The organism is Paenibacillus sp. HB172176 (genome assembly GCF_011947265.1).
Taxonomy (GTDB): domain Bacteria; phylum Bacillota; class Bacilli; order Paenibacillales; family Paenibacillaceae; genus Pristimantibacillus.
On the sequence record NZ_JAATHD010000010.1, the window covers coordinates 160,105 to 172,919 of the forward strand.

Genomic DNA, 12,815 nt, shown 5'->3' on the forward strand with positions numbered 1-12,815 from the left:
GGAGAAGACGGAAAAAATATCTTTGCTCTACGGACCAAAAGAGGAGGGGTTATGCGAATTTTATAAAGGTGGATTGTGAATGGCTGTTGATTCATAGTCTGGAAAGAAGGGTATTTATGCGAGAAGAATGTGAAGCATCCGGGATGCGGTCATTTTGGGATCGGGAGCAATATACATACTTTCTACAGCAGTCGTCCCGGTTTGCGGTGTAAGAGGCCGACAGAAGACGAGATCATTCGTTTCCTTTTGCGGGAATCGATCCTTTTTCATGAAAAAAGAAGGGAATACGTATCGCATAACCGAAATAGTTATGAAATACGTTAAAAAAGGCAGAATGCTATGAACAATGTGATTGCATCGATGATGAATAGAGAGGGATGGCCGCGCAGGCTTGCGCGGCTCGTATTGACGCTCGCGCTGGCGAGCGCGCCGCTCGCGGCGGCGGCGCCGGCTGCGCCCGCCGCCGGAGCTGCAGCCGGCCCGGCCGCTGCAGTCTCGGCGCGGCAGCTCGCCGCGCAGCAACCCGCGGCGGCGCTCAGCCGCGCCGCGGAAACGGCGCCCTCCGGCGCCGCTGAGGAGCAGCCGCAAAGCTGGCTGCTCCGCTGGAGCGATCCCGCGCTGGCCCATGAGCTGCGCGGGGTGGAGGTGCTGCACCGCCAGGAGCAGGCGGCGGTGCTGGAGGTTCGTCCCGCCGCGGATGCGGGCGAGGACGTTGACGCTTGGCTCGGCCGCTTGCGGAGCGAGCTTGGCGTAGCCTATGTGGAGCCTAACAGCAAGGTGAGCATTCTGTCCGATGCCTCGTCCGCATCAACCGGCAAGCCGTATGCATTGCAGGCATCGTCGTCCCCTGAACCGCAGTCCAGCGGTTCAGGGGACGACGGCGGCATAGAGCCGACTATCACTCCGCCGCCGACCGAAGCAGTGGAAGTTCGTGAAAGCGACAGCCAACTCCCGACCGCATCGCCTTCGCCGACTCCGACAAGCGCGGAGGGAAGCGATTCGACAGCGTCGACTGAAGAACTAGCGTCGGGCAGCCAATCGACGGCTTCTGCGCCAATCGAAAATCAGGCGGCGAAGACGCTTGCTCCTGTCAGCAAGGATGAAGCGGCGGCTGACCAAGCCAGCGTCGGGAAATTAGCCGCTTCACCCGTTACAGCCAATGATCCAGAGCTTGCCAAGCAGAAGTATCTGGAGCAGATCGGCGCTCCGGCTGCCTGGAAGACGCAGCATGATCAGTCCGAACTAATCATTGCGCTAGTCGATACGGGAGTCGATCTCGACCATCCGGATTTGAAGGCTAATTTGATTCCCGGCATCAATTTGCTGGACGAAAGCAAGACCGCCGATGACGACAACGGGCATGGCACGAGCGTAGCCGGCGTCATTGCCGCGGCGGGCAACAACGGAACGGGCGTGTCGGGCATTGTCTGGCATGCGAAGCTGATGCCGATCAAAGCGCTCGACGAATGGGGAGACGGCACGGAGAAGGACCTGGGCGAGGCGATTATGTACGCGGTCGATCACGGCGCCAAGATTGTCGAGCTGTCTGTCGGCCTTCACCGATACTCCCCGTATATGCTCGATATCGTGCAGTATGCGGAGGATCACGGCGTGCTGCTCGTAGCCGCGTCCGGCAACGACGGATTGACGCTTGGCGACCAGGTAGCCGTCAAATACCCTGCCGCCTATCCCACCGTTCTCGCCGTTGGCGGGGCAAGAGCGGACAATACGCCGGATCCCAGGTCGAACAGCGGAACGGAGCTTGATCTCTTGGCGCCTTGGAGCGTATATACGACCGAGGTTGGCGGATCCTATCATGCCGAAGAGGGCACATCGATGTCCGCGCCCCAAGTTGCCGCCGCCGCCGCTCTCATTCTTGCTCAGCATCCTGCGTATAAGCCTTATCAGGTGCGAGCGCTCCTGAGACAATCGGCGAAGGATATCGGCGCTCCCGGCGTTGATTCAACCTCCGGCTATGGCATTCTGCAAATCGATAAAGCTCTGGCCGCAACCTTGTCCAAGGACGCCTTCGAGCCGAACGACAGCGAGGCGCAAGCTGCAGTGTGGCCGATACAGACGGAGATGAACGGAGAATTGGCGTCTCTTGGCGATACGGATTGGTTCGCGGTAGACGCTCCTTACGCCGGGAAGCTCACTCTGCAGTGGAAAGAGCGGCTGACGGAGGGGCAGTCCGCTCAGAAAGCGAGGATTTCCCTCTACGAAGGGAGCAATCTGAGCGCTTACAAGGATGTGTCTCTGGCAAGCGACGAAATAACCTTCGAGGTCCGGAAGGGCAGGCAGCTAATCAAGCTGCAGCTAGCCCAGTCGAATCAATCCCCGGGCCTCTCCTATACGATATCGAACAGCTTTGTCGTGGCTCCTGACAGCTATGAGCCGAATGACAGATCCGACGAAGCGGCAGTGCTCGCGCCTGGGTCGCAGACGGTGAAGGGGAATTTCCATCAGACGGCAGACCGCGATTGGTTCGAGATCACCTTCAAGCAGGAAGGCAGGCTTCAGCTTACACTGAGCACGGATTTCGTCCGCATCGATCCGGGACTCTCCGTGCAGCGCGACGGTCAGCCTCTTATGCTCTACGACGATCATGGCGAAGGCGAAGCAGAGCAATCGCCGTTTATCTCGATTACGCCTGGCAAATACTATATCCGCGTGCATAACGCGATTTCGACGCAGGCGAGTCCGACGCTCGGCGAGTACAGCTTGAAGCTGGACTTTCAGCCGCAGCTTGCCGATCCGAACGAGCCGAATGACAAATCCTACGAGGCGCTTGAGATCAAACCGACTACGGAATATGTAGGCGTGTTCGACAAGAAGGAGGATAAGGATTGGTTCCAATTCCGACTCACGGGGCAAAGCGTCGTGTCTCTCGCGATTGACGGCGTCCCGCTTGACGTTCCGCTGCGTTTGCAGGTGTTCGACAAGCAGATGAACGCGCTTCTCGATACGGATACAGGCAACGCCGGCAATGTGCATTCGAAGGAGCTGGTGCTTCCGCCGGATATCTATTATGTGCTGCTGACGGCTCCGCAAATGTTTCAGAATCAATATTACAGGTTAAAGCTTAACGAAGAGGGGCTGGTGTCAGGCTTTAGAGATATTGCGCAGCACTGGGCGAGGAAGGAAATTGTCAGCTTTGCGGACAAAGGCTTCATAACCGGCTACAGCGATCAGAGATTCGAGCCCGAACGCTCCATTACGAGAGCGGAAGCGGCGGCGGTTCTGGTCAGAGCGTTCGTTCCCATGGGCGGCGACATGACTGCGAGGAACCAGACATTCACAGATGCGGGCAAACATTGGGCCTCGGATTACATAGCAAAGGCCGCTCAGAAAAAATGGGTTCAAGGCTTCCCGGATGGAAGCTTCCATCCCGATGAGCCGATTACGAGGGCGGAGATGGCGGTCATGATCTCCCGGGTCAAAGGTCTCCCTGAAGGATTGCCCATGAGCAAGCCCTTTGAGGATGTGGAGCTAAGCAAATGGTATGCATCCGCCTTATATGCGATGAAGCAGGACGGAAAGCTCAATGGCAGCGGCAATAATCTCTTTTTCCCGGAAAATACGGCGAGCAGAGCCGAATTTGTATCGTTGCTCTATCGTTATTACACCAGTTCATGAGCTAAGGCGGGTGAAGGGTAAACCATGTTTACCGAAACAAATGATGTGATTAATAACCTGGGGATGGCCAGCGGCATGCTCGGTCTTTTCTCCTTAATCGCGGAGCTGCTCAGCATTTTCTTCGTTTGGATGCTTTTGCAAGAAGTGAAATGGGAAAGCTTTTTCCGATTTCCGAGAAATGCGAAGGCGAGAATGCTTCAAGTCGTGCTTTCGGTCGCGGTTGGGCATATGCTGGCTCAATTTATTTTGCAATATTGGGGCTACACTTTATTATTGAAGGGATTTGTCGAATAACATCGGCGAAACTTGTTAACAATGGGTAATACGGACCTTCATTTTTTCGCGAAAAAAGTCGATACATGTAGGAAGAGGTACTTTCGGCCCATTCAGCAATTGGAAACAAACTAATTCTTGTCGATAACTGCAGGATAATGTTATGATGAAAGATAGTGATTATCTCGGGACGGAGCAAGAAAGCTTCATTGGCATCAAGCTATCGAGACAACAAAGTACGTAAAATGCTATTCGCGGAGGGAACACAAAAATGACAAAAATAATCGTCCGCGGAGGAAGGCGCTTAATGGGCACGGTCCGCGTCAGCGGCGCAAAGAATGCAGTGCTCCCCATCCTTGCGGCCTCATTATTAGCGACGGAAGGGGAAAGCGTCATCCATGACGTTCCGCTCCTTGACGACGTAATGACAATTAAGGATGTGCTTGCCTCTCTCGGCGCGCAGCTCCATTATCATAATGAAACGATGCGTGTATCAGCGCCGCTTATTTCTTCGTACGAAGCTCCGTATGAATTGATCCGCAAGATGAGAGCCTCTTTCCTCGTCATGGGTCCGATGCTTGCGCGAGTGGGCAAGGTTAGAATATCCCTTCCGGGCGGCTGCGCGATTGGAACGCGTCCAATTGATCAGCATCTGAAGGGCTTTGAATCGATGGGCGCGGAAATTATGCTCGGCCAAGGCTTCATTGAGGCCAGCGTGAACGGACGACTTACGGGCGCCAAGATTTATCTGGATGTGGCAAGCGTAGGCGCGACAGAGAACATTATGATGGCGGCTGCGCTCGCATCTGGCACAACAACGATCGAGAATGCGGCTAAGGAACCGGAAATCGTCGATCTTGCCAATTACATTAATGCTATGGGCGGCAAGATTCGCGGAGCAGGAACAGGCATGATCCGCATTGAGGGTGTCGAGCGCCTGAAAGGCGCAAATCATCATGTCATTCCGGATCGAGTGGAAGCCGGCACCTACATGATTGCGGCGGCAATTACCGGCGGCGATGTGTTCGTGGAAGGCGCCATTGCCGATCATCTCACGCCTGTTATTTCCAAGCTGCAGGAAATGGGAGTAACCATTATCGAGAGCGACAACGGGCTTCAGGTTCGCTCGGCCAAGTCTCTTCGCGCCGTGGATGTGAAGACCCTTCCGCACCCGGGCTTTCCAACGGATATGCAATCGCAGATGATGGCATTGCTGCTCGCATCGGAAGGAACCAGCGTGGTGACGGAGACGGTGTTCGAGAATCGCTTCATGCATGTGGAGGAATTCCAGAAGATGAGCGCCAGCATTAAGGTTGACGGGCGTTCGGCTATCGTGACCGGCGGCCTTCCGCTGACGGGAGCCAAAGTATGCGCTACCGATCTTCGCGCGGGAGCCGCTCTGATCTGCGCCGCCTTGCGCGCGGAAGGAGAGACGGAGGTAACGGGGCTGCATCATGTAGATCGCGGTTATGTGAACATAACGGGCAAGCTTGCATCGCTCGGCGCGGATATCGCGCGGGTTGAAGAAGGACTTGTTCATGCATCGACAGCTGCGGCTTCAGCCAAGATCGTTGAGCTTGGCAATGAAGCGATTGCGGCGTCGGCAGTCGCGGCTCATGCGTTGAACAAGGGCCAGGCAGCCGCAAGCGCAACAATGTCTGATTCTTCCTCCTTCAAGCGCGAGAAGGAAGTTGCGGTTATGAAGGTTCAGCCGACCTGGGCATAACGCCCTGCCTTTTGCAATACAGCGGATCTACCAAGCGGGAAACTATCTTGCAACCATCAAGGCATAGGGCTTTGACGGATGGAAGATAGTTCCTCGCTTTTTTTGGTGCTTCTAAAATATTTCCACCCCGTCAGCTAAAAATCATCCTACTCGCGGCTAGTCCTTTCGCGCTATGATAGAAGGAGACGGAGGAGCAGGAAAGGAAGCGCGTGAACGCCTATGTCCAAGAGACGATGGAATAATATCACCTTCAAGAACCGCATTATCTTCATCTTTCTGATCAGCAGCCTGACGCCGTTCATCTGTCTGGGCTTTATCTCGTTCTATACGATTGATTCCATTATCGGCAATAAAGTTGAGAACGCTTTCCAGAGCAATCTGAAGCAGGATCTTATGCTGCTTGAGAACACGCTTAACAATATGAATCATGTGTCGCAGCAGCTCGCTTACGGCGGAGGCGCGAATAAACTGATCGAGCAGCTTGCGACGGAGCGGGAGCCCTATGAGAAGCTGCGTCTCAACAATGAAATACGAACCGAGCTTAATATTATTACCTTCTCCAATCCGAATATCGGATTACTGCTGTATTACAGTCCGGATGACGGGACGTATGAATTCGAGAACTTCCGAGTGCGCGAAGGCTTCTCGCCGGAGAAATTGCCGCTTATGGCCGACTCTCCGGAGATTGCGTATTACGGCCCGCATCTCAGCTATAACGGTTCGATTAATCAATATGTGTTCAGCTTGATGCGCAAGGTGAATCTGCCCGATCAGAATCTCTACTTATATATTGAGTCGGGGCGCAATGCGATTGCTACTTTGTTCGCGCCCCAGAATCGCAAAGAGAGTACCCGCAGATTGATTCTGCTTGATACGACGGGCAGAATTACCTTCAGCGAGGTGCCGGACGCATTCAAGGAGCAGGAATTATTCCCCGGAGTTAGTGTCGGAGCGGTGGGTAAGGGCAATGACAGCACTTCGCAATCCGGTTATGCGGGGGGCTACTTCTGGAGCAAGGAGACGAGCAATCAGGGCTGGAGCATCGTGTCCATCGTACCGGAGGGAGAGCTGCATCAGGAGCGAAACCGCTGGCTGCTGCAGATTTCGGGAGTTTTCCTCCTATTTATCATCGTCGCCATGTTTTTTGCATGGCTGCTGTGGAAGATGGTGTACCGGCCACTGGATAAATTCCATCGCGAGATCAAATCGCTAATCCACTCAGATGATCGCGAGCACAGGGAATTGACGCATATTCCGGAATTCGATTATTTGCTGTATCAGACTCGCAGCATGAAGGGGAAGATATGGGCGCTCTATGAGGAGATCGAGCAGAAGGAGAAGCGGAGGGGAGAGCTTGAGGTCGAGAAGCTGCTGTACCAGATTAATCCGCATTTCCTCATGAACACACTGGACACCGTGCATTGGTTGGCGCTCATGAACGGCCAGAAGGAAATCGACAAGCTGGTGCTGAGTCTGAACAAGCTGCTCTATTATAATCTCGGGAAGATGGGCGAGACCTCGACCATCGGCGATGAGATCAACGCGCTCAAGGAATATTTGCAGCTGCAGCAAATTCGGTATGATTTTCAATTCGATGTGGATATTGAGGTTGACACGAATTCTCTGACGCTGTCGAGTCCAAGATTTCTGCTGCAGCCGCTGGTGGAGAATGCGCTCTATCATGGCGTAAGCGACGACGGTTATATTCATGTCAGCGTCTTGCCCGGGGAGGGGGGCTTGCAGATTACGATACAGGATAATGGAGCGGGCATGACCAAGGAGCAGATCGAGCAGTTGCTTGGCGATGATAGCGAAGACAGCCATAAAGTCGGAATGGGTATCGGGATGAAATATGTAAAGCGGATTCTGCATGCCAATTATGGAGACGAAGCCAAGCTGCACATCCGGAGCGAGCTGGGGAAAGGCACGGTTATCGCCTTGCGCCTGCCCGTGTCAGCTCCTGCAGCGCTCATGCCTGCCGAGCGGAAGGAGGAACTCGAATGATACGCGTATTAATCGTAGATGATGACAAGCTGGTGCGCAAAGGTCTAATCTCCTCGATGCCGTGGGAGGAATTCGGCATGGAGATTGCAGGCGAAGCTAATAATGGCGAGAATGCGTTGAAGTTTATGGAGAATCATGAGATTGATCTGCTGCTGACGGATCTGTCGATGCCGGTCATGTCGGGCATTGAGCTCATGCGGATTGTTCGGAAGAGATACGAGCATGTGCCGATTGTCGTGCTGTCGCTGCATCAGGATTTCGAGTATGTGCAGGAGGCGCTGCGCCTTGGAGCTATTGATTATATTGCCAAAATTCAGTTGGAGGAGGAGCAGTTCGAGGAGGTGCTCGGCCGCATAGTCCGGTTAATGGAGCAGAAGGAAGGAGGGAGGAGGAAAGCGATACAGCCTGACGCGGGCGGTTTGCAGGGCGATGAGATCTACGCTTACTATGCCATGCATGTGAATGTGGAAGAGACTCGAACAGGGCAGAGTCTGCAAGGCTTATTAATGGAGGCGGAACCGGGCATCTGGTACGGCGCCGAGCCGTTGCCCGCCGATCATCCTGTCGTTTCCACGCTTGCCTGTGTTCGCTTCGTCAATCTCGGGAAGAAGGACAGGAGGAGTTTGCTTGGCTTGCTTCGTGCATACGGCAAGAAAGAGCTGTTCTATGATTACGAACCTGAACAGGGCTGCCGCGAGCTTTTGGCGAGCGAGGTCTTGAAATGCGCCGGAGACAAATCGGGCGACATCGTCGGGATGGATGAGCTGAAGACGAGATGGGGCGCGGCGGATTGGATGCAGGATGACGAGCTGTACGCGCGACAGCTTGCGGAGCTGAAGGCGCTGAGGCTGCCTTCCGTCCGTCTGGCTCGCATCTTCTATTCCTTATCGGATGAATGGAACAGGCTGTATCAGGCGATTCTTGCGGAACCGATCAGGATCGAGGATTTCTTCCCGAGCTGGCATCGATTCGAGCAGTGGCTGAACGAGGTGCGGGAGCGGATTAGCCAGGCAGGAGCGAAACAGCAGTTCTCCCCGGAGATTCAAAGCAGCATTCTGAAGGCGGTTGGTTTGGCGCAGCAGTATCTGGGCGAGGGAATTTCCTCATCCGAGATGGCGCATCGAGTCAATATGAGCGGCAGCTACTTCAGTCAATGCTTCAAGCAGTATATGGGCCAGACTTATACCGATTACATGAGAGATATTCGCATGGAACGGGCGAAGGAGTATCTTCGCGGCACATCGAAGACGATTCAATGGATTGCGGAGCAGATCGGCTATACGGACGAGAAATATTTCTCGCGATTATTCCGGGAGCATAGCGGCATCTTGCCAAGCGAGTATCGGCAGCAGGGGAAATAGCCGAGCAGAGAGCGACTTGCACAGCAAGAGGAGGGGAATCGGGGAGAAGGTAGAAGACGTGCGGAAGGAGGGTAGAACCTTTTCGCGCGTCTCTTGTTTTCTAAAGCGATTGCTCTACCCTGACTGCGTCAAGCTCTCTATCCCGGCGCTGCGCGGGAGCGTGATACAGTAGGGATGTCGATAAAATCATGATGAAGAACAAGGGGGATACACATGAAGAAGGCTGTTTTCTGGGTAGTTGCCGTCATGCTTGTGACAGCAACCTTGACCGCGTGCAGCGGCAACGGCAACAACAGCAATAATAGCGGAGGGGCGACAACCGCTCCGAGCAGCAGCGCGGAGACGCCTGCGGCAACAACAGCTGCGGACGAGGTGATTGATCCGTTCGCCAAGTTCGACGAGCCGACGGAAATCTCGATCGGTCGCGCGATTGACCCGAACTACAAGTACGACGGCAGCGACACGGCGGAGGACAATGTGTACACGCGCTGGCTCAGCGACAAATACAACATTGTGGTGAAACATGCTTGGGAGGCTGCCCAGGGCAATGACTACCAGCAGAAGGTGAGCCTCGCGATCTCCAGCAACGACTTGCCGGACGCGCTGGTTGTGAACGAGACGCAGCTGAGACAGATGGTGAAGGCGGGACAGCTTGCCGATTTGCAAGAGGTGTATGACCAGTACGCCAGTCCGGAATTGAAAGCGGTGTACGATTCCAATCCGGGACTGCTGGACAGCGTAACCTTCGACGGCAAGCTGTACGCGCTGCCGGAGACGACGCTGCCGTCCGCTCCGATGACCTGGATTCGCAAGGATTGGCTGGATGAGCTGGGACTCGAAGCGCCGAAGTCGCTGGATGATCTGAAGGCGATCGCGCAAGCATTCATTGAAAACAAGATGGGCGGCGAGAACACGGTCGGCATCATCGGCACGCAGCAAGGCGGAACATTATCGTCCAACTTCCTGGCATCGACAGATCATTGGTACAACTTCGCTCCGCTGTTCTTCGCCAATGACGCGTATCCGGGAATCTGGGTGGAGGATGCGAACGGCGATGCGGTTTACGGCTCGATTACAGAGGAGACGAAGACGGCTCTCTCCATGATGAGCGATTGGTACAAGAACGGCATTCTCGACAAGGAGCTGGGCATTCGCAAGAGCACGGCAGAGGTAGTGGCAAGCGGTCAAACCGGCATCTTCTTCGGACCGTGGTGGTCGGCGTACAATCTGGCGGATTCGATGGCGAATGATCCTAACGCGAACTGGAGACCTTACGCGGCGCCGGTGGACGCAGCGGGCAAGTTCAACTCCAATCAGGCAACGGGCAGCAGCTATATCGTGGTAAGCAAGAAGGCGAAGCATCCGGAAGCAGTCATCAAGATGACGACACTTCATAAATGGGGCAAGGATGAAGAGTACAAGACATTGACGGCGGGCAAGGAAATGACCTCGCAAGAGGTGCCGTTGTTCCTGATCCTCGGTGCGGGCGATCAGTTGGAATATGCGGTGGATGCGCTGCGCAAAGTGTTGAAGGATGAGATGACGGTCGATGATGTCGACAATATCAACTATGGCTGGGCTTACGAAATGGCGACGCATGTGAAGGCAATCAAGCTTGATCCGGTGGACGACTATGATATTCAATATTTTGATCAGAAGACCGATCCCGGATTCTTCACGCATATCTATGCGCATCTGAACGGCGGCTCAACCTTCGTCGATGCGGATATCAACTGGGTGCGAAGCATCGCAACCGCTCAGACGAAAACGATGGAATCGAGATGGACCAACCTGAAGAAGCTCGAGGACGAGACGTTCCTCAAAATCATTCTTGGCAGCGAGGACATCAGCGCGTTTGACGATTTCGTGAAGAAGTGGAAGGAGCAAGGCGGCGATAAAGTAACCGAAGAGGTTAAGGCGTTGCAATAGAACAGCAGCCGGGGACGAGCGCTTGCCGCTCGTCTTGCTATTCGAGCAGGAGGAAGTGGGGAGAATGATACACAGAAGCTTTGCGAAACATTTCATCATCATGCTGCTGCCCGGACTCTTGTGGTTGATCTTCTATAACCTCTATCCGATGTACGGCGTCATTACGGCATTCAAGGAATTCAATCCGGGCATCGGCATTCTGAAGTCTCCCTGGGTGGGGCTGGACAACTTTGAGTACATGTTCGAGCTGGACGACAGCAAGCTGATCTTCCGGAACACCATTGTCATTGCCTTTGCCAAAATGGTTGGGAACCTGCTCGTGCCGCTGGTCTTCGCGCTCATGCTCAATGAAGTGAAGAACCGCATGCTGACGCGCACGGTTCAGACGATCGTCTATCTGCCCCATTTCTTGTCCTGGGTCATCGTGGCGGGCATGATGCTCGATATCTTCTCGTATTCGGGCCCGGTGAATCAACTGCTGATGGGACTTGGCTTCGAGCCGAAGCTGTTCTTCGCGGACGCTTCGATGTTTCCGGCGCTTGTCGTCGGCAGCGATATCTGGAAGGAATTCGGCTTCAACGCGATCATCTTCTTCGCGGCGCTGACGTCGATCAATCCGGAGATGTACGAGGCGGCGGCGATCGACGGGGCTTCGCAGTGGAAGCGGCTCGTCAAGATTACGCTTCCTAGCATTATGCCGGTTGCGGCTTTGCTGGCAACGCTGAGTCTTGGCAATATTTTGAATGCGGGCTTCGATCAAATCTTCAATATGTACAACCCATCCGTCTACTCGACGGGAGATATTGTGGATACCTGGGTGTACCGCGCGGGTCTCATCGATATGCAGTACGGGCTCGCTTCGGCGGTAGGCTTGCTGAAATCGATTGTGGGCATGTGTCTGATCGCGGTATCGTATACGCTGGCGTACCGGTTCGCGAATTACCGGATTTTCTAGGAAAGGTTGGGTGAAGAGCTATGATAACCGAACGTTCGGCGGCATCAAGACTTCTCAATGGCGTGAACTTGCTGCTGCTCGTGCTGATTATGCTGCTCTGTCTCGTTCCCGTCTGGTATACGCTGTCGATCTCGCTCAGCGACAAGGCGGCGGCTTCTGCAGGGCAAGTATTCCTGTGGCCGAAGGGCCTCACCTTCGGTTCTTATACAACGATTATGCATGACGGGCAGTTCTTCACGTCGTTCTTCATCTCGGTGCAGAGGGTGGTGTACGGGGCGGCGATTTCGTTCTTCGTCGTGCTGCTGATGGCGTATCCGTTGTCGAAAACGTCGAAGGAGTTCAAGCCGCGAAATATCATTATGTGGCTGCTCGTGTTCGCAATGCTGTTCAACGGCGGCTTGGTGCCATGGTATTTGACCATGAAATCGCTCGGCATGATCAACAATATATGGGGACTAGTGCTGGGGGGCGGCCTGCCGGTATTCAACGTTATTCTCGTCATGAACTATTTGCGCAATATGCCGAAGGAGATGGAAGAATCCGCGATGATCGACGGAGCGGGGCCTTGGCGCATTCTGCTCGGCATCTGCCTGCCGCTCGCGGTCCCCGTGCTGGCGACCATCCTGGTGTTCACAATCGTGTATCACTGGAATGAGTTTTTTCAGGCGTTGGTGCTGATGAACAAAACGGATCATTATCCGCTGCAATCATACATCCGACAGGTGGCGGTCGTGATTGATCCGACCAAGATGGACGCGGAATCGGTGAAAAGGATGTCGACGCTGTCGAATCAGACGCTGAACGCGGCGAAAATCTTCATCTCCATGCTGCCGCTGCTCGTCATCTATCCGTTCTTACAGAAGTATTTTGTGAAGGGCATTACGCTTGGCTCGGTGAAGGGTTAGGCAGGGTTGAATGAAACGATGGCATG

Annotated in this window: 8 protein-coding genes; all 8 read left to right on the top strand. The window is 54.4% G+C overall.

From position 1 onward, the window contains the following. The first annotated feature begins 339 nt into the window (after nucleotides 1–339). The 8 genes from HFP08_RS15140 to HFP08_RS15175 all read left to right on the top strand — a co-directional run bounded on the left by HFP08_RS15140 (nucleotide 340) and on the right by HFP08_RS15175 (nucleotide 12,789). A complete protein-coding gene (locus HFP08_RS15140; protein WP_168121433.1) occupies nucleotides 340–3,636 on the top strand; it encodes a S8 family serine peptidase in 3,297 nt (1,098 codons plus the stop codon). 24 nt (nucleotides 3,637–3,660) lie between these two features. Beyond that, nucleotides 3,661–3,930, top strand: a complete 270-nt coding sequence (locus tag HFP08_RS15145) for a DUF1146 domain-containing protein (protein ID WP_168121434.1) — start codon at nucleotides 3,661–3,663, stop codon at nucleotides 3,928–3,930. Between the two features lie 250 nt (nucleotides 3,931–4,180). After that, nucleotides 4,181–5,635, top strand: coding sequence for a UDP-N-acetylglucosamine 1-carboxyvinyltransferase (gene murA, locus HFP08_RS15150; protein ID WP_168121435.1), 1,455 nt, complete (start codon nucleotides 4,181–4,183; stop codon nucleotides 5,633–5,635). Nucleotides 5,636–5,854: 219 nt separating this feature from the next. Continuing rightward, complete coding sequence (locus HFP08_RS15155) at nucleotides 5,855–7,639, top strand: sensor histidine kinase (protein WP_206109255.1); 1,785 nt, start codon at nucleotides 5,855–5,857, stop codon at nucleotides 7,637–7,639. Then, nucleotides 7,636–9,000 carry a response regulator gene (locus tag HFP08_RS15160; protein ID WP_168121436.1) on the top strand — a complete coding sequence of 455 codons (1,365 nt, stop codon included), beginning with the start codon at nucleotides 7,636–7,638 and terminating at the stop codon, nucleotides 8,998–9,000. The genes HFP08_RS15155 and HFP08_RS15160 overlap by 4 nt, the downstream gene beginning before the upstream one ends. Before the next feature lie 213 nt (nucleotides 9,001–9,213). Further along, on the top strand, nucleotides 9,214–10,929 hold the full coding sequence (locus HFP08_RS15165; RefSeq protein WP_168121437.1) for a type 2 periplasmic-binding domain-containing protein: 1,716 nt from the start codon (nucleotides 9,214–9,216) through the stop codon (nucleotides 10,927–10,929). Nucleotides 10,930–10,993: 64 nt separating this feature from the next. After that, nucleotides 10,994–11,884, top strand: a complete 891-nt coding sequence (locus HFP08_RS15170; RefSeq protein ID WP_168121438.1) for an ABC transporter permease — start codon at nucleotides 10,994–10,996, stop codon at nucleotides 11,882–11,884. Nucleotides 11,885–11,904: 20 nt separating this feature from the next. Further along, complete coding sequence (locus HFP08_RS15175) at nucleotides 11,905–12,789, top strand: carbohydrate ABC transporter permease (RefSeq protein ID WP_168121439.1); 885 nt, start codon at nucleotides 11,905–11,907, stop codon at nucleotides 12,787–12,789. Nucleotides 12,790–12,815: the final 26 nt, after the last annotated feature.